The sequence below is a fragment of the Nitrosomonas limosa genome (genome assembly GCF_054188085.1).
On sequence record NZ_CM135180.1, the window covers coordinates 864639 to 883113 of the forward strand.

13 protein-coding genes, 1 tRNA gene and 1 other RNA gene are annotated in these 18475 nt (G+C 48.5%); 7 read left to right on the forward strand and 8 right to left on the reverse strand.

The genetic code is table 11. The features are described from left to right. Positions 1 to 55 precede the first annotated feature (55 nt). Positions 56 to 154, reverse strand: an RNA gene (ffs, locus tag ACV7NC_RS03915) — signal recognition particle sRNA small type. Positions 155 to 299: 145 nt separating this feature from the next. Here ffs and ACV7NC_RS03920 point away from each other — a divergent pair. From ACV7NC_RS03920 to ACV7NC_RS03930, 3 genes are all read left to right on the forward strand, one after another. Further along, positions 300 to 1427 (forward strand): HD domain-containing phosphohydrolase, encoded by a 1128-nt coding sequence (locus ACV7NC_RS03920; RefSeq protein WP_458154156.1) that lies wholly within the window; start codon positions 300 to 302, stop codon positions 1425 to 1427. 166 nt (positions 1428 to 1593) lie between these two features. Further along, entirely contained in the window at positions 1594 to 3582 is a 1989-nt protein-coding gene (locus ACV7NC_RS03925; protein WP_458154157.1) for an alkaline phosphatase D family protein, read from the forward strand. Between the two features lie 117 nt (positions 3583 to 3699). Continuing rightward, positions 3700 to 5139, forward strand: a complete 1440-nt coding sequence (locus tag ACV7NC_RS03930) for a TM0106 family RecB-like putative nuclease (RefSeq protein ID WP_458154158.1) — start codon at positions 3700 to 3702, stop codon at positions 5137 to 5139. A gap of 112 nt (positions 5140 to 5251) precedes the next feature. Here the strand turns inward: ACV7NC_RS03930 and ACV7NC_RS03935 are convergent, their stop codons facing one another. Beyond that, positions 5252 to 5545, reverse strand: a complete 294-nt coding sequence (locus tag ACV7NC_RS03935) for a hypothetical protein (protein ID WP_458154159.1) — start codon at positions 5543 to 5545, stop codon at positions 5252 to 5254. A 205-nt stretch (positions 5546 to 5750) separates the two neighbouring features. On the opposite strand from ACV7NC_RS03935, the gene dapE reads away from it, so the two are divergent. Then, complete coding sequence (dapE, locus tag ACV7NC_RS03940; RefSeq protein WP_458154160.1) at positions 5751 to 6953, forward strand: succinyl-diaminopimelate desuccinylase; 1203 nt, start codon at positions 5751 to 5753, stop codon at positions 6951 to 6953. A gap of 22 nt (positions 6954 to 6975) precedes the next feature. On the opposite strand, the gene ACV7NC_RS03945 is transcribed toward dapE, so the two are convergent. Beyond that, a complete protein-coding gene (locus ACV7NC_RS03945) occupies positions 6976 to 7590 on the reverse strand; it encodes a DsbA family protein (protein ID WP_458154162.1) in 615 nt (204 codons plus the stop codon). Positions 7591 to 7823: 233 nt separating this feature from the next. On the opposite strand from ACV7NC_RS03945, the gene ACV7NC_RS03950 reads away from it, so the two are divergent. From ACV7NC_RS03950 to ACV7NC_RS03960, 3 genes are all read left to right on the forward strand, one after another. Then, positions 7824 to 9053, forward strand: coding sequence for an aspartate kinase (locus ACV7NC_RS03950; protein ID WP_458154163.1), 1230 nt, complete (start codon positions 7824 to 7826; stop codon positions 9051 to 9053). Between the two features lie 40 nt (positions 9054 to 9093). Beyond that, positions 9094 to 9186: transfer RNA gene (locus ACV7NC_RS03955), tRNA-Ser, on the forward strand. A gap of 243 nt (positions 9187 to 9429) precedes the next feature. After that, positions 9430 to 9576, forward strand: a complete 147-nt coding sequence (locus ACV7NC_RS03960) for a hypothetical protein (protein ID WP_458154164.1) — start codon at positions 9430 to 9432, stop codon at positions 9574 to 9576. Between the two features lie 191 nt (positions 9577 to 9767). On the opposite strand, the gene ACV7NC_RS03965 is transcribed toward ACV7NC_RS03960, so the two are convergent. The 5 genes from ACV7NC_RS03965 to ACV7NC_RS03985 all read right to left on the reverse strand — a co-directional run bounded on the left by ACV7NC_RS03965 (position 9768) and on the right by ACV7NC_RS03985 (position 18427). Then, positions 9768 to 10130, reverse strand: a complete 363-nt coding sequence (locus tag ACV7NC_RS03965; RefSeq protein ID WP_458154165.1) for a hypothetical protein — start codon at positions 10128 to 10130, stop codon at positions 9768 to 9770. A gap of 137 nt (positions 10131 to 10267) precedes the next feature. After that, the gene (locus ACV7NC_RS03970) at positions 10268 to 12475 is read right to left on the reverse strand and encodes a penicillin acylase family protein (RefSeq protein WP_458154166.1); all 2208 of its coding nucleotides are present in this window, start codon (positions 12473 to 12475) and stop codon (positions 10268 to 10270) included. 13 nt (positions 12476 to 12488) lie between these two features. Beyond that, complete coding sequence (locus ACV7NC_RS03975; protein ID WP_458154167.1) at positions 12489 to 14096, reverse strand: fatty acid--CoA ligase; 1608 nt, start codon at positions 14094 to 14096, stop codon at positions 12489 to 12491. A 24-nt stretch (positions 14097 to 14120) separates the two neighbouring features. After that, on the reverse strand, positions 14121 to 17258 hold the full coding sequence (locus tag ACV7NC_RS03980; RefSeq protein ID WP_458154169.1) for an efflux RND transporter permease subunit: 3138 nt from the start codon (positions 17256 to 17258) through the stop codon (positions 14121 to 14123). Continuing rightward, positions 17255 to 18427: an efflux RND transporter periplasmic adaptor subunit gene (locus tag ACV7NC_RS03985; RefSeq protein WP_458154170.1), complete on the reverse strand. Its 1173-nt coding sequence runs from the start codon at positions 18425 to 18427 to the stop codon at positions 17255 to 17257. The genes ACV7NC_RS03980 and ACV7NC_RS03985 overlap by 4 nt, the downstream gene beginning before the upstream one ends. Between the last annotated feature and the right edge of the window lie 48 nt (positions 18428 to 18475).

An 18475-nucleotide genomic window follows, 5' to 3' on the forward strand; every position in this document is an offset into this window, starting at 1 on the left:
GAAAGATCCTGTAAAACCAGCAAAAAACCGGAATAATTGATCTCTGTTAGCATTGGGTGGCGAGCCAGATCCCCGGCACTCGCGATAAATAGCTGTGGCTGCTTCCTTCCGGACCTGACCAGGTTCACTACCTCACGATGCGGGGTGGCCCGCCATAAACTTCTAAAGTGGCGGAAGTATACCAGCAGATAAACGATTACTCCAATTTAATGGGTATACTCTCCGCGGTCGCTCAGCAAAAAATTCAAATTCAAATTGGATCAAACCGTTATAGGGTTATTTTCACGGAAACCGCTGCCATGTTTCATCACCACGATTTACTCACCGATCTTGACAAGCCGTTGCCGGTCAAAGATAAAATCATCAGCGCGCATCGTTCCATCCAACAACGCTTTGCATTTATCTCCCGGATCGCGATTGCGCTGTACGATCCGGAAACACGAATTCTCAAAACTTATCTGGATAGCAGCGGCAACGATAAACCGCTCGCCCACTACCAAGCACCGCTCGATGAAGCGCCTTCTCTCAAAGAAATATTGGCTAAAGGACTGCCTCGCGTTGTCAATAACCTGGTTACTTTTGAAAATGGAACGCACGAACACACGAAAAGGATTGGCCGTCACGGTTATGCGGCCAGCTACACGATGCCGATTTTTCATGCCGGAGAATTCGTCGGATTCTTATTCTTTAATTCACACGAAAGCGATGTTTTCACCGAAAATGTCTTAAGTATTCTGGATATTTACGGGCATTTAATCGCATTAATGGTTATAAACGAATTGACCACGCTTAAAGTCATGGGCGCCGCGTTAAAAACCACCAGCGGCATTACCCATGTGCGTGATCCCGAAACCGGCAGCCACTTGGACCGGATGTCGCGCTACAGCCGTCTGATAGCTGCCGAGCTTGCGGAACAATATGATTTGGACGATGCATACATCGAACATATTTTTATGTTCTCTCCGTTGCACGATATCGGAAAAATATCCATACCCGACAGCATCTTATTAAAACCCGGTCAACTTAATCCACACGAGCGATCGATCATGAATACGCATGCGCAAAAAGGCAGAAGCATGATCGATGATATTGTGATGAACTTTGGGTTTGATAGTATCGATCACATTAATATCCTGAGAAATATCGCTGAATTCCACCATGAAGCAGTGAATGGCAGCGGTTATCCTACAGGGAAAAAAGGACAAGAAATTCCTTTGGAAGCACGTATTGTTGCCGTCGCCGATGTTTTTGACGCGCTCACTTCGCAGCGCCCGTATAAAGCGGCATGGAGCAATCAAAAAGCGTTTGAAATGTTAAAACAAATGGCAGGAACAAAACTGGATTCCGATTGCGTCAATGCATTGATTAACAATGAGAAGATTATTGAAACGATTCAGCAGCAATTCAAGGAAAACATCTATGGCTGATCCAATGAAAGCAGTAACCTTGCTGCCGTCATTCTCCCGATAACTCTTCCCGTCTACTTCTTTACTTCAAAGCGTTGTTTCTCTATATAATCGGCGAGCATTCCGTTTTATTCGATGCGATAAATCAAGCAGTTCACTGCTTATAACGCTGACTCAGGAGACACCGATGACATCTACGTTGCTGGCAGGCCCAATCGTTCGCCGAGTTACTAAAAATCGCGTGTGTGTATGGCTGGCAACAAGCCGGCCGGTTATTCTCAAATTGGAAATTTTGAATGAAGACCGGCAGATTCTCGCTTTCAGCAATCCGGCCGATTTGAAATCGCAATCCTTAGCAGCCGGAAAAAACCTGCATATCTATCTTCTGCAAGCACGACCGATTGAAAATACCTTTCCCGTCGATCGTTTACTGAGTTACCGGATCGTAGAATTGGAAGGCGATACGGAGCAGAACTGGGATCTCCGTGCATTAGAATTGACTTATGGCGATGATGAATACCCCACTTTTTTTATCCCTGATCAATTATCACAAGTGCTTTATGGCAGTTGCCGGAAACCACACCATTACCGTAAACCCCGCGATGCTGAGCACCCCGATGCTTTGAGTTTCGCGGATGACTTATTAAACGAGCACCATCGCGATTTGCGTCAGCGTCCGGGTGTCTTGCTGCTTGGCGGCGATCAGATTTATGCCGACGACGTCGGAATCTCGTTGTTTGCCATGCTGCGCCAGGAAGCAACCAAGTTAACCGGTCAACCTGAACGATTGCCATTATCCGACGGTACCACACTGGATCCAACTGGAATCTCCATCGGAAATCGCAAGTCTGTTCTAAAAAAGTACAACACCGGCTTTACTTCCGATCTATCTTATAACCATCTTCTGAGTTTCGGCGAGTTTGCCGCGATGTATCTCTATGTTTTCGGCAACCATGATAGTTGGAAACCGGTTCTGGATTGGAATACGCTTAAGTCGTTGGGACTCGATAACAAAGAAAAAGCACGTGATATTTTCAGCCATGAGCGTGAATCCCTGCAGCGCTTTCACGATAGCTTGCCCAAAATCAGACGGCTCCTGGCAAACATCTCGACATATATGATCTTCGATGATCACGAGGTAACCGATGATTGGAATATCACCGGTGCTTGGCATGAGAAAGTAAGAGATTCGGTGTTGGGACGGCGAATTGTCAGCAATGCGCTGGCAGCCTACTGGTTATTCCAGGGATGGGGAAATGATCCGGACAATTTCGATAAGGATTTTATTTATTTCATTTCGAAGCATCTCAGTAATGGACAAGGCCGAACCGATGACGCCGACCGTTTCGATCTTTTTACCTGGAAACACCGTCACTGGGGGTTTTCCGTACCGACCAACCCGCCCATTATTGCTATTGACTGCCGCACCCAACGGCAGCCGGATCATGGTGATCATGATCATCACCCACCCCGGTTAATGGATCGATACGCGCTGGACTGGTTACGCGTCGAGTGGATCAAACTGAAAGCCGATCTGAATTTAGCACCGGATGTCTGCCCGATTATCATGACGGCGATACCGATAATGGGATTCACTTCAGTTGCATCCGCTAAGCAACTGGCAGTTTGGTTGGCCGGCCTGCTCGAAGGCTGGCAACCGATATACCTTATTGAGAAACTGTTGAAGAAAGAAGGGGCTATTACCGGATGGATCGTCACAAAATTGGATGTGGAAGCCAACAACAAAGATGGCTACGCCGCTTTTCTAAGCACATTAGCCGATGCGATGAATATTCGGCGATGTGTATTCTTATCCGGTGATGTGCATCACTCATTCGCGGCTACCGGTTGGTTTAAGCTGTCGGGCAAACGCCTGGATTGTTACCAATTTACCAGTTCCGCGCTGTGCAATAAATTACACGACCAAGGCGAAAAGCTGCTGGAGATCGGTAATAAGCAAACCAAGCCTTTTAGCCGGCGCGGCTTTATCAAATGGTCTTACTGGCGTTCCGAAATGAAATTGCTAGTGGCGCAAAACCGGGCATGCCGCGTGACCGCCCAATGTAATGTCGGATTGATCACATTTCGCGATAACATCCCGGAAAAAAATACGCTGCTCACTGGCGATACCACGCCACCCATTTATGTGCTGCCAAAAATTCCATTATCCGATTAATTAATTACAGGAAAAGCCTGCTCTGCTCCGGATATCGCCTGCCAATAAATGACTTCGTAAAACCCAGAATCCGTTTAAAAAGAAGACAGTCACGAACCGGTCTGCCAGAAACCCCCAATGATGCGTAATCGCAAAACAACCTTACCCGCTTTAATCAGACCAAGTGATGCATCGGCATGGGTGGCCTGCACCAGGCGGGTTTGGTTTGATCAACATCAACCGGTCGCGTACGAGCCCGATGATTTTAATCGCATGCTTAGCGACATTGGTCTGGAACATGAAGCGACAATCCTCGCCAAACTGGAAAGCCAGTACCCAGTGAGCACGGCAACTTCCGTTGAACATACGCACGCTTTAATTCAGCAAGGTGTGCCAGTCATTTATCAAGGGCAATTAAAAAGTGAACAACTAGGCTTGGTCGGATATCCTGATTTTCTGATACGGCATGAAAGCGGTCACTATCAACCCGCCGATGCCAAGCTATCTTCCAGCGAGAACAAGAAGGCCATTCAAATTCAGCTCGGCATTTATCGGCGATTATTGTCGAATAAGTTACCGGCGCTGGTTTTTCTGGGTGACGGACGCACGGCAATGCTTGGCGACGAGGTTGATGCAGTGGTCGATGAATTCATTGTCAGTATGCGCGCAATCCTTGACTTACCGCAACCGCCACTGGTTCGATACAGTCATAGCAAGTGCCGTATTTGCCCGTATTTTAATGACTGCCTCCCGGAATTTGAAACATCGGAAGACATTTCCTTACTGTATGGCATTCATGGAAAAGCAGCGGATCATCTGGCCGAATCAGGGATTAAGACCATTTCCCAGCTCGCAGCTTGTTCGGTCGAATCGCTTCCCGATGCACCTTATCTCAAAGGCACCAAACGAAAACATCGCGCTATTTTGCAGGCCAATTCCTATCTTACCGGAAAAGTTTTCCAGCTCGAGCGAACCGCGCTTCCTGATGGTACTTGGATCCATTTCGATATCGAAGATAATCCGTTAACACCCGACCGCGAACGTCATGTCTATCTTTGGGGTTTTCTGCTGCCGGACTACGATACTGGATGTTTTGAGTATGTATGGACTGATCATGAAGCCAATGATTTTGAAGGTTGGCTGGGTTTCTTGAATAAAATTGAAGAATATCGAACTCGTTATCCGTCACTCATACTCACTCACTATTCGAATCATGAAAAAGCCACCATCCGCAAATATGCCGAACGATATGCGATGGAAAAACATGCTACGGTTGCCTGGTTGCTCGGCCCGAATAGCCCATTATTCGATATACAGAATCCGGTATTGGATTGTTTGGTATTACCGCTGCAAGGGTACGGACTTAAGGATATTTGCAAACATTCGGCCTTGGTAAATTTTCAATGGCAGAATGAAGAATCGGGATCTCAGTGGTCAGTGGTGCAATTCAACCGCTTTCGTACAGAAAAAAACAATGCTGAGCGGCAGCGGTTAAAAGCTGAAATTTTGAGCTATAACCGCGATGATGTAATGGCAACCAGAAAACTTGAAGAATGGCTTAGGAACTTGTTTCGTTAATTGATTGCGGGAGGCCAAATCACCATTGCCGTAGCCTTGGCGCCGCAATCAACTCGATAATGTATGATCATTCAGTCGAATCAACCTATTCCGCATCGGACGCTGATCATGGTTACCTGAATGATGCCATTTCCAGACCATTACTTTTTACTGGACTTTGTAGATGAGGGAAAGCTTTTTCATGAATTTCTTGTAAGGTATAGATCTCTTGCAGAACATCCAATGGAAATCCCTGCCTGCTTTGATCACGCTCCACAACAAGTAACTTACTGATGTAAGAGTAAAATTCTTTATATCCCCAATGCAATTCAATCATATCAGCAACTCTCTGATATCGAGTATCCAATAATGAATCTTTGTCACCTAAGTGTTCTTTAAATTCTTTGATAGTTTTTTTTAGCGCCATTTTAATCTTCCTTCCTTATAACTAGTACAATATGCCAACTCTTTAGTTGCCAGAAAATTCTGACATATTTATTTATTTTTTATATTACGGATGGATTGCAATAAAATTCAATCATTCTCTTATTCGAATTTAATTAAAACGATAGATAAACTGCGTTATTCTCTTCGATATAACCTTAAATCACTTTTTAAAATCAAACATTGCTATGTCAAATGATACTTTAGCCTTCGCCCAAACACTGATTGCCTGTAAATCTCTCACACCGTCTGATGACGGTTGCCAGGAGATCTTGATCGAACGACTCGAAAAGCTTGATTTCCACGTTGAAAAAATGCGTTTCGGTGAAGTCGACAATTTTTGGGCTCGGCGTGGCAAAAGCTCACCAGTTTTATGCTTTGCCGGGCATACGGATGTTGTTCCAACGGGTCCATTAGAAGAGTGGGACAGCGATCCATTCACACCTGTGATCAGAGACAACCGGCTATACGGTCGAGGTGCGGCGGATATGAAATCATCGCTAGCGGCATTTATCACGGCCATTGAGGCTTTCGTGCAGCAGCATGCTGATCATAATGGCTCGATTGCATTGTTGATCACCTCGGATGAAGAAGGAATCGCGATCGATGGCACAGTGAAAGTTGTCGAGACCTTAAAAGCGCGAGGAGAACTGATTGATTACTGTATCGTCGGTGAGCCGACTTGTACCGACAAACTTGGAGACACCATTAAAAATGGCCGACGCGGATCTTTATCCGGTAATCTGACAGTGATGGGTATTCAAGGTCATATCGCTTACCCACATTTAGCCAAAAACCCTATCCATCTTGTCGCTCCGGCGATTGCCGAATTAGCGCAAACTGAATGGGATCAAGGCAACGAATACTTTCCGCCGACCACCTGGCATATTTCCAACATCCATGCCGGTACCGGTGCAACCAATGTGATACCGGGTACATTGAATTTATTATTTAATTTTCGATTCTCGACCGCCAGTACCGTTGATTCTTTAAAAACCAAAGTGCATCAAATTCTTGACAAGCATGGCCTCAATTATGAATTGCAATGGGAATTGTCGGGAAAACCGTTTTTGACAGAGAAAGCCGAGCTAGCGAATGCAATGCACGCAGCCATTTCGTCAGTTACCACTCTTGAACCGCAACTCTCTACATCCGGCGGCACCTCGGACGGCCGGTTCATCGCCGATATCTGCCAACAAGTCGTCGAATTCGGCCCCTGCAATGCCACGATTCATAAACTGAATGAGAACGTTGAAGTCGACGATCTGGATAAACTTTCCAAGATATATCAATTAACCATGGAAAATTTACTGATCGACAAGAATTCTCAGTCACAAACCGTTGAGGCAAATGGATTCTGGGAGAAATTAAGAAAAACTTTCTTTGACTAAAAAAGCGCAGCCGATAGGTGTATTAAAGATAATTATTAATCTCATCGAGCATGCTGCGATAATTCCGGTAGTCGATTGCGATTGGGTATATCGTTTCTCTATGCACTAATCGTAAGGATGGATAAGAATAAACATCCATGCTTCTGGACAATTGTATCTGCCGCTGCAATTCGTTCTCGACATCTATACTTTCCAGATCAACCTTGAAAGTATTCGTATCAAGACCGATCGCTTCGGCGCATTCCACTAATACTTCCAACAATGCAGGATTTTTTGCCTTTTGGTAATAGCCATCTTGAATGGCGCGGATCATCCTCAGTCCCGTTTCTTGGTTTTGCCTTGTTGCTGCGATAACTGCCCGGCAAGCCGGGTAGGTTGAACGGATCGGTTGATTGCGCGTCCAGAATTCCCAATTAAACCGGATACCCGGTATCGTCTGTTCGATTCTTTGCCAAGCTTGTTGAATATTCTGTTGTACTGTGAGCGGCATCGGCGCCGTGGTATCGGGAGCCAAACCGCCTAATAAATGAACGATATCAACTTCACTTGATAAATTGTTCTGAAATAGCAACCATGCTTCACTAAATGCATAGCACCAACTACACATCGGATCATGAATATAGTACAAATGGGCCATCGTGTTGTACGAGTTGTCAACGTAAGGTAGTTTTCAAAGATGCTTGCGTGGTCGATTAGATTGCCTTTTCTAAGAGTATTATGCAGCAAAGCATGAATACCAGCAGCTTGAATTCATCTGTTTGCAAACACTTAGTCGCAAGCTACCTACAGTTCAATTACTAGTTTTCTATATGAGAAATGTGTAGAATTATGCGCTTTTTCCATTCCATAATTTAATGGATTTTTAATTTCGTGGCTTTTTACGTACAAAAATATGGCGGCACTTCAGTCGGAAGTACTGAAAGAATAAAAAATGTTGCGCGCCGGGTAGCAAAATTCCATGCACAAGGCCATCGCCTTGTTATCGTCGTTTCGGCAATGAGTGGTGAAACCAACCGATTGATTGCTTTAGCGCATGAAGTACAAGAAAATCCCAGTCCGCGTGAATTGGATGTGATGATCTCAACAGGAGAGCAAGTTTCAATTGCACTCTTGGCAATGGCATTGATGGAACTGAATGTTAAAGCGAAAAGTTACACAGGTTCCCAAGTCAGGATCTTAACCGATAGCACATATACCAAAGCACGCATCTTAAGCATCGATGAAGACAAGATTCGAGCGGATTTGGAGGCTGGATATGTCGTTGTTGTTGCCGGATTCCAAGGTGTCGATGAAAAAGGCAGCATTACCACCTTAGGTCGCGGTGGTTCGGACACGACGGGTGTCGCACTCGCCGCTGCGCTGAAAGCCGATGAATGTCAAATTTATACCGACGTAGATGGAATTTATACGACCGACCCCCGTGTAGTCGCTGAAGCCAGACGATTAAATACCATAACTTTTGAAGAAATGCTCGAAATGGCAAGCCTGGGTTCCAAAGTATTACAACTCAGATCCGTTGAGTTTGCCGGAAAATATAAAGTCAAGCTCAGAGTTCTATCCAGTTTCGAAGAAGATGGCCAAGGCACGCTGATCACATTTGAGGAAGATGAAAATATGGAACAAGCGGTTATTTCAGGTATCGCATTCAATCGTGATGAAGCGAAAATTACTGTATTAGGTGTTCCGGACCATCCTGGTATCGCTTATCAGATACTTGGGCCCGTCGCTGATGCCAATATTGATGTCGACATGATTATCCAGAATGTCGGACACGATGGCTTAACGGATTTCTCCTTTACCGTTCATCGAAATGAATTTAAAAATACGATGAATATTCTAAAAGAACAGATCCAGCCACATATTGGCGCCCGCGATGTACTGGGTGGTGATAGAATTGCAAAAGTATCGGTCGTTGGTGTCGGAATGCGATCTCACGCTGGAATTGCCAGCAAAATGTTCCGGGTGTTAGCGGAAGAAGGCATCAACATACAAATGATCGCAACATCTGAAATAAAAATCTCAGTTGTGGTCGATGAGAAATATATGGAATTGGCTGTCAGAGTGTTACACAAAGCTTTTGATCTCGAACAAGCACTCTAAACCCACGCATTCAACTTTAAAAACTGCAACACTGATAACCGGAGAGATGGCCGAGTGGTCGAAGGCGCTCCCCTGCTAAGGGAGTATAGGCTCAAAAAGCTTATCGAGGGTTCGAATCCCTCTCTCTCCGCCAAACATCACATATAATCAATTGAATTATAATAATAATTATATCTTTTATTATAATATACACATCTTTTTACCCATCTTTTGTAACTGGTTAGTAGCGGATACTGCCGGATAAATCTGGAGCAAGCATTGTTGTTGACCCAGTCCTAATTGACCATAAAAACCTGAAATATCAGGGTTGTTTACACAGAAGTTGATTGAAATAAGCGTTGAGTATTTCATAAGGGGCTGCATTATTCAAACTCTTATGCAGTTTTACAGTATTGTAGAAGTTAATGAAACGGAAAAGCTGAATGCAGCGATCGGTGCTGTCTTTAAAGCAAGTTTCGCTGTGCCACATATCTATCAGGGACGGATGACTCGTTCGCTTTGCCGTTGGTTTGAGGGCGATTAATGCGGGTAAACTTCTGCCTAATACCGTATTGCCTGCAAGCTTTGACGAAAGTAAGAGCGTTAGTTCCTTTAAATTCCTTGCCGTTATCGGAATAAGCGTAGTCGATCTGGTAAAGACATTGAGCAGCAGTACTTAGAAGGAAGCAAGCGGCGCGGCGCTGTGTTGGGTTTTATCAGGAAAGATCTCAGCATTCAGAGCTCCCTGGAGAAATCATCGATAGCCACAAACAGACATTCGCGAGGTTCACTGGCAGATTGCCCTTTCAACAAGGAAAACCGCTTGGTATCGAAGTGAACAAGTTCGCCCGGGTAGGACTTATTATAGCGCTTGGTTTCTCGCTCGAGACCGTACTGCAATGTTTTAAACCGCTGGTTAGTGCTGTCGCGCGGAGTAAATTCCTGTAGTCTCGCGCGTTTCAGCACGTCATAAATCCTTGGACTGCTGACATAGGAGCATTCCGCCAAATGCGCTACCTTCCACAGCCGGGTTTGATATAGCCGCCAGATCTCCTGGCGATCCAATAAAGTTAATCGTGTACGTTTATGTATGTTCATCTACAGTATTCTCCTGAATACTGTAAACAACGCTAGAAATTCTTACAACTAAGTAATCAAAGTCTGCTTATCGGACTTAGTGTCAATCTAGCTATTCAATAATAGCTTTTCAGGTAAATTCAAGCTGCAAAAACTGACTATCGTGTTCTATTTTCATAAATACCCAGCGTATCGTAAGACAGAAATTCACGGAATTGCACATTACTTTCAATTTCATTTCGACTGCTCCAGACAGGTCGTAATTGCTGTTTGGCGGCCAGATCTAATTGGTTATACGTTTCAAAAAATGGGGATTGTGTTGCATTGCCGTAGGTCATCAGTACTTGTGCACGCACCGGTTTGGAAAATTCAATGACCGCAATGAAAGAATCTCCATAAGATGATCTCAGTTTTCCATCGACATCCGGTTCATAGACAATTTCTCTGAAAACCCCCAAGTCCGTGTCGGCGCCATTGCCAGGCAAATCGATTCTATCCCGGCGCAAGCGGGCGACTTCTCCCCAGGTAATATCAAGCTTTCCGGTCTCTGCAAGCAGTTGGGCTATGGCTTCACGTAAAGCATTCAGTGCGAGCGGCTTGTCGGCTAAACCGCGAGGCGTCATCAACGGTTTGGAAGAATCAAACGGCTGCCAATAAAAAAGACTGCCCAGTAACTGATCAGGGGTAAAAACATAATTGGGATTTATCTCCGTTGCTTTAGCGATTGTCAGTTCAGCCCATTTCTCGAACCAAAGACTAAAAAGTCTTGCGCCACGGCTTTCCGCCAGAAATTGCCGGTCCCATTGACTCATTACCGCGGCGGCTTGATGCAATAGCGGATCGTCACTGGCAAGCGCAGCCAGCAACAATTCATCCAGCAACTGATCGGCCGCCAGCGAATGCGTCGAATGCTTGGCCGCAACCAATTCCTCAAAACTCATTTCCGGCTGCGCCGCCAGCATTCGCAAACTTTGTAATTCGCGATTATTGGTGACATCCAAGGTCATATTTTCCGGATACTGTTTTTTGTCCAGCACGGGCAAGGTCATATACCATGGAGCGCCATTACTGTTTTGCACCCAGCCGGCATCCGGATTAATGACTTTGGGTAAATCCCGGTAATGGTGGAACTGCTTCCAGATCAACCGGGAATCATCGCCGGCCACGGGTTTTCGCCAAAAAATCGCGTCACCGGCAGTACGCTGCGGGATAATTCCGTTAAATGCGAGCATCACTTGCTTATCGGCATCGGCGTATATCACGTTAAACAAAGGCAAATGGCCGCCCGCCAGAACTTCCTGAAATCTCTCCAGATCGGCCGCCCGCCCCATTTCCCACCATTGTTGATTCATCCCGGCCAATTGCTGCGTTGCCAGCAATGCTAAGCGAATCGACAGAATTTCTCCGGCATGTTCGATCACAGGTCCCTGCAATGCACGGCGAATCATCAACGCTTCGCTATCCATGCGGTCGCCGTCCCGGCGAATCAATATAGTTTCGCTGCTTACCTCGAATGCATTTACCGCACCATCGAGCCAGTAACCCTCATCCAAATGGTCACCCGCCAGCCTTAGCCGGTATAAATCACAACCGTCCATGGGATTGACCGTATGCGTCCACCCCAGATGATCGTTAAACGCAATCTGCAGAACAGGCGATCCAACCAGGGCTGCGCCATAGAGATTCAGACCGGGTAACAGAATATGGGCTTCAAACAGTGTTTCCATGCCGTGCCAGCTCAAATGGGGATTGGCGAGCAGCATCGCATTGCCACTGCTGGAAAACTTGGCGCCCAATGCCCAGCCATTTGATCCCGGAGGCTGGCTATTAAAATCAAATCCCGGTAGCACGGCGCCGCATTCCGAAATGCCGGCGGCAAAAACGGTCATTATTCTCGTAGTATGTGCAATGATATCTTGCGGCGTTACCGGCAGAACGGTTTTTACTTGACCGGAAATCACCTCGGGATGGCGGCGGGCAAATTCATTGATGCCAGCGGCAAATGCCGCCAAATTGTCTTTGAACCCGGGTTCCTGCTGCTGATACCACTGCTCGGCCAATGACGGAATGCCGAGCAGCCGGATCGAGCGATCGGCAGCCAGATAATCTTCGCCAAAATATTCAGCGCCGCGTCCGCGTGCTATGGCGTAGAGTTTGAGCAGCAAATCGGCGTGACTGCGCATCTGCGCCCAGCCAAACGCATAAAAAGCGTCGCGATCATGAGCGGCAACGATGTGCGGAACACCCCAGGTATCCCACAGAATCTCGGTATTCTCAGACTCGCGGGGCAGCTGCCCGGCCAGCTGGCACGCATTGAGCGCAAAAACGGCCAACAACACATAAACAAAGGTAACCGGTTTCAGCATTTTTCCAGATTCGCTATGACGCGGCGCCGTGTTCGGCCCGTAACACATTTTTATCAACCTTGCCGACACTGGTTTTGGCAATTACCTTCACCTGTTTGAACCGGGTCAGCAATGCATGTTTCGAAATCAAACCTTGCGAAACGCATGAGCGGATCTGCTGCTGCGCCGCTGATTCGTCGAATAGCAGCGGATCCGCCGCCACTAAAGCCAGCGGCCGTTCTCCCCAGCGTAAATCCGGTATGCCGATCACCGCAACTTCCTTGACACCAGCAACGGAAGCCAGGGCATTCTCCACTTCCAGCGATGACACCCATTCCCCCGCCACTTTGATCACATCCTTAAGCCGGTCGGTAATACGCAGATAACCATCCGAATCGATCACGCCGATATCCTGAGTGTGCAAATATCCCCCCTGCCAAAGCGCCGCGCTGGCGCCAGCATTATTCAAATATCCCTGCGTCAGCCATGGCGAACGTACAACGATCTCGCCGCTGCTGTTACCATCCCGTGCCTGCGGTTGCATCGCTTCACCGGCAATTTTCAAATCCACCAGCGGGATCGCGCGCCCGGCGCTGCAGCGGCGTTTAATCATCGACGAATCGTCAGAATGGCCGGTCAACTGCGCCAATGTCAGAATCGGCGCGGTTTCAGACAAGCCGTAACCGGAAAAGCAATCGATCCCCATCGCCAATGCTTGTTCTGCCAGTGTTTGCGGCAACGCCGAACCGCCCACCACCACTTTCCAGCCGCGCAAATCCGCGCCGGCCGTTTGCGCCGCTGTCAGCACCATTCTCAATAACGTCGGCACGCAATGCGAGAAAGTCACGCGTTCTCCGGTAATCAAACGCAGCAACGATTCAGCGCTATAGCGCCCCGGGTAGACCTGCCTGACGCCCAGCAGCGTGGCAACATACGGAATTCCCCAGGCATGCACGTGAAACATCGGGGTCAGCGGCATATAAACATCGCCCGCATGAAACCGCTGTTGTTCCGCCGGCGCCGTCAACGCCATTCCGGCCGCCAGCGTATGCAGCACCAATTGCTTGTGGGTATAAAAAACTCCCTTCGGCAATCCGGTCGTTCCGGTCGTGTAAAAAACCGTGGCCAGCGTATTTTCATCGAAATCGGCAAAACCGAAATGATCGGGCCGGTCTTTCAACCAAGTTTCGTATTCGTCATCCAAGTTCAGCGCGGTAGACGGTAATGCATCGTCATCGGTCAGCACGATGATGCGCCATATCCCGGTTAATTGTTTCCGGATGCTTTCGATCACCGGTATGAAATCGGTATGCAGCAACAGCAATGAGGCTTGCGAATGATTCAAAGTGTAGGCGATCTGGTCCGGTGTCAGACGGCTATTGACGGTCATCATGACCGCGCCGTACATCGGGATCGCAAAATAACACTCAAGATAGCGATGGCTATCGTGATCCATCACCGCGATCACATCGCCAAGCGCAACACCCGATGCGGCCAGAGCGCCGGCAAACCGGTTGACGCGCGCGTAAACTTCGCGATAACTCATGCGCCGCCGGTCGCGGTAAATGATTTGCTGATCCGGCGCGTTTGCCAATGGCGTATGCCAGATTTGCTTAATAAGTAATGGATAGTTCGATGTCATTTTTTGATGAAATACAGGTAAAAATCAGGATGCTTCTCTGGCTTGCGCCGGAGCCGTCAATCGCTCCGGCCATTCTCGCAGCACCGCGCAACTGACCGGCACCAATACCAAAGTAACCAATACCGAAAATAGTATGCCGAACGCCAGAGTGACCGCCATCGGCAGGATTTTTTCAGCATCCGAGCTCTGCACATTAATGAACGGCAGCAGTCCTACAAACGTAGTCGTGCTGGTCAGGAAAATTGCACGGAATCGCGCCTTGCAGGCCCCAATCACCGCTTGATAGCGGGTGAGATTTCTTTGTGCGGCTTTGTTGATTTGATCGACTAATAGCAAGCTGTCGTTGATGACGATTCCTCCGACGGCAAATAACGCCACATAAGATTCCAGCGACAGCGGAATCGCCAACAGCAAGTGCCCCGCAATCGCTCCGATAAAACCGAAGGGAACCGCGAGCATGATCATCAAAGGCTGGGTATAGGATCTGAGGGGAATTGCCAGCAGTGCGTAGATGCCGAGCAACGCCAGCATGCCATAACGCCACAGATCGGACATCGCGGCTTCCTGTTTCTGCCGGGCTTGCCCCGATTCGATCTTTATTCCCGGAAACTGCGCTTCCAATGCGGGAATCACATGGGTATGCAAATCGGCAAGGATCGTTTCAACACTGGCTTGTTCCTTATACACTTCCGCGCTGATCAACTGAACACGTTCCCGGTTCTGCCGGACAATACTAACAAACCCCGGCACAAGTTCGGCTTCCGCTACTGCTGCAAAAGGCACGATATGACCATTGGGCAACTTGACCGGCAGGCGATGAATATCATCCAAAGAGCGGCGATGCTCGAACGGCAAGCGTACCATCACCCGGATCTCGTCCCGATCCAGAAAGAACCGCTGCACTTCCAATCCGAGAAAACCGTTGCGCACCTGCTCCCCCAGATTTTGCACGGTCAAGCCTTGCAATGCGGCTTCCGGCTTGAGTTTGAGATTCAACTCGGGCTTACCGGTTTGCATCGCTCCAGTGACGCTATGCACACCGGTGTATGCAGCCAGCTTGGCTTTGAGTATCTCGCTGACAGCGCTCTGCTGTGCAATATCCGGAGAAATCAGCTTTAGCTCAATCGCTTTGGCCGATTGCGTTGTGGCGACCCCCAGGTTTCTTGGCCAGAAGGTTTGAAACGACAGTGTAGCTCCGGCAGGCAATTCGCCGAGCCGTTCTTCCCATTGCTGCTTGATGAAATCCATGCGCGAACGGATCCGTTCATCGATGGCGATTTCAATATCCACAAACGCGGCGTTATCCTCACTCACCGAAATGATATGTTGAAAACTATCCTGCAGCCTATCCGCAGCGCCCAATCCGAGTCCGGTATTCAATTCCACCCGGATGTCATTGGCAGCGCGCTCCAAGCGCAACACATAGTCATTGACCTCCTCGAACGGCGCCCCCGGAACGAATTGCAGAAAGGCAAACAAATAATAATCATTGACCGGCGCATCCATCACGCTTTGAATCCGTCCAGATGAGACGAGTGCAACGGCGACCATCAAGACAATCGCAAAAACCGATAGCGTGATGTAACGGAAGTACAGCAAGCGCTTCAGTACCGGCACGTACACACGGTTCATCAGCCACTGTAACGCAACATCCACTTTTTTCTGAGCGCTTTCCAAGGTGATCGCCAACCGGTTTTTTTCCGGCACCGGCCGGTCGCACGCCGATAAATGGGAAGGCAAAATCAGCAATGACTCAAGCAGCGAGAAGGTCAGTGCCAGAATGACCACGGCGGAGATGTTGTACATCAAGTGGCCGCTGAGTCCCGGCAAAAACAAACCGGGGATGAAGGCGATCATGGTCGACAACACCATCATAACGATCAACGGCGCAACTTCCCGGGTGCCGCTGACGGCACCCTGCAAGCCGGGTTTTCCGCGCTGCTGGTGGGTATGAATGTTCTCACCGACAACGATTGCATCGTCGGCCAGAATACCGATAATCAGAATCAGCGCAGCGATCGAGTATGTATTGAGCGAGATCCCCAGCGCCGGCATCATCCATAACGCGCCCAGCAGTGAAATCAAAATGCCGCTGCTAACCCACACCGCCAGACGGAATCGCAATGTAAACATTAATATCAGGAAGACCAGGAAAAAGCCTGAAATGGCGTTTTCCTTTAACATCGTCATGTTTTCGGCGTAATATTTCGACCAATCGTCCCAGGTCGAAATACCGACGCCATCCGGCAATCCGGGACGGAATGCGCCGATCACTTCATTGACGGCTTCGACGGTCGCCGGAATCCGGTCTTTGGACATGACAAAGATTTGCACCGCCGGTTTACCGTCAATTCTCGACAATACATCTCTTTCATTGACCGTCTCACGGATTTGTGCAACATCGCCAAGCAACAAACGTGCGCCATTCTCATTCGATCGAAGCACGATCGCTGCGTAATCCGCGGCAGTCATCGCTTGATGCTTGCTCCGTAACAGTAACTTACCATCCGGTTTCTTGAGTTCTCCGGCTGGAATATTATTCGACGCCGCCTGGATTGCCGCGGCAATTTCCTCAAAATCCAGATCGTACCGCCGAAGTTCCGGCTCACTGATTTCTATGGAAATTTCATAGGGAAGTTCGGGCCATGGCGATAATCTCCCGATATCTGGATGCCGGCTTAACATCGCTTGCAGTTGATCACGCTGACGCATCAAAGTCAGCATGTCGACGTCACCGTGCACCATCACTGTTACTGCGGTAGTACCGGTTTTTAATTCTTTGATTTTTACTTTCTCGGCATCTTTCGGAAAAGCCGTGATGCGATCAATGCGCGCCTGAATATTTGCCTGAAAGCGCGCTACGTCGATTTTTGGATCAAATTCAACGATGACTTCACATTGCGCCTGATAGGCGGTTGCATTGATTTGCTGTATTCCCTCCAGATCATGCACCGCTGTTTCAATTGGAACGCAGAGCGCTTGTTCGACTTCCGCCGGGCTGGCGCCGGGATACTCAATCTCGATTTGCAGCTGATTCTGCGGCGCCGGCGGAATCGTATAGCGTTTCGCCATTGTCAGTCCTAAGATCCCGCCAGCGATGATGAGCAGCATTAAAAGATTGGCTGCAACCGGGTTTTTGGCAAACCAGATAATCAGTCTCACGGCCCGGCCTTCGGCGCTACGAATATCCCGTCGACCGGGTGCTGCACACCGGAAACCATGATGCGGTCACCTGGTATCAATCCTTCTCTCAGAATAACTTGCTCGCGCTCTCTTCTAAGAACGTCGACATGACGTAGCCGCAAGCGATTGTCCTGATCGACGATCGCCACTCGATCGTTTTTCAGCAATGCAGCGGCAGGCAACACAAACACATCTTCCAGCCAACGGCCTTCGATATCCGCTTCGACGTATAAACCTACCGGCAAAATGGCAACCGGGAAGTCCGGCTTAACTGTCCGCAATCCGAATGGATCGTTAACTTGCGCAACGATCATCACCATGCCGGTTTTTTCATCGATAGCACCTTCGCTACGTACGATACGGCCCTGCCAGGTTTGCAATGCCCCCTGGTAGAAAGCTGTGAGCGTCACTTGGGTATCTTTGGCCTCGGTTGATTTCACCAGCCATTGCGGCACATCAATCCAAGCCAATTCCTGTGTGCTCAGCGGCAAACGTACTTCCGCCAGATCACTGCTGTAAATACGGCCCAGCACGTCGCCTGTATTGAGGTACTGCCCCATCCCGATGGTTTTGTTGCGCACTCGGCCATTAAAGGGCGCCCGTATTTCCGTCCGCTGCCGCAGCAATCGGGCATTTTTCAACTCTTCCCGCTCCGCCGCGAGCTTTGCCTTCTTCTCTTTCAGCTGAGGGATTCTCAGGTTTAACGGACTGGGATCGCCTTCTCCCAGTTGCTGCCACTCTTGCCGCGCCTGCTCCGCTTCCGCTTCTTCGCGGGTCAATTGATATTGCGCTTCCATCATCCGTGCTTGCGCTTGCGCCACGCGCAAATCGTATTCAGCCGGATCGATGGAAACCAGCAAATCCCCTTTTTTGAAAAAACCGCCGCTCACAAATGCCGGTGAGACATGGGTAATATTGCCGGAAACACCGGTTATCAATTCGATCTCGGTTTGCGCCTGGACACGTCCTTGTGTGCGGACATTCATTTGTATCCGCTGCGGTTGCACGGTAACGATTTGCACCTGCAGCGGTTCATCGGTTTGCGGCTGCTGATCGGCTTGGGGCGGTGTGCTGACGATGATCAGAGCGGCAAATGCACCAGCCAGCATCACTGACAACGCAATCAGTATTTGTGTGCGCGTCTTCATCGATTAGCGGAAGCCGTCGCAAGTGAAAACAGAATGGTAACGCATCGG

Excerpts from the sequence above, each read along its gene's own strand:
- ACV7NC_RS03970 (WP_458154166.1), bottom strand. The coding sequence starts at position 12,475 with ATGCTGAAACCGGTTACCTTTGTTTATGTGTTGTTGGCCGTTTTTGCG.
- ACV7NC_RS03965 (WP_458154165.1), bottom strand. The coding sequence starts at position 10,130 with ATGAACATACATAAACGTACACGATTAACTTTATTGGATCGCCAGGAG.
- ACV7NC_RS03920 (WP_458154156.1), top strand. The coding sequence starts at position 300 with ATGTTTCATCACCACGATTTACTCACCGATCTTGACAAGCCGTTGCCG.
- ACV7NC_RS03945 (WP_458154162.1), bottom strand. The coding sequence starts at position 7,590 with ATGGCCCATTTGTACTATATTCATGATCCGATGTGTAGTTGGTGCTAT.
- ACV7NC_RS03925 (WP_458154157.1), top strand. The coding sequence starts at position 1,594 with ATGACATCTACGTTGCTGGCAGGCCCAATCGTTCGCCGAGTTACTAAA.
- ACV7NC_RS03975 (WP_458154167.1), bottom strand. The coding sequence starts at position 14,096 with ATGACATCGAACTATCCATTACTTATTAAGCAAATCTGGCATACGCCA.
- ACV7NC_RS03960 (WP_458154164.1), top strand. The coding sequence starts at position 9,430 with ATGCAGTTTTACAGTATTGTAGAAGTTAATGAAACGGAAAAGCTGAAT.
- ACV7NC_RS03985 (WP_458154170.1), bottom strand. The coding sequence starts at position 18,427 with ATGAAGACGCGCACACAAATACTGATTGCGTTGTCAGTGATGCTGGCT.
- ACV7NC_RS03935 (WP_458154159.1), bottom strand. The coding sequence starts at position 5,545 with ATGGCGCTAAAAAAAACTATCAAAGAATTTAAAGAACACTTAGGTGAC.
- ACV7NC_RS03930 (WP_458154158.1), top strand. The coding sequence starts at position 3,700 with ATGATGCGTAATCGCAAAACAACCTTACCCGCTTTAATCAGACCAAGT.
- dapE (WP_458154160.1), top strand. The coding sequence starts at position 5,751 with ATGTCAAATGATACTTTAGCCTTCGCCCAAACACTGATTGCCTGTAAA.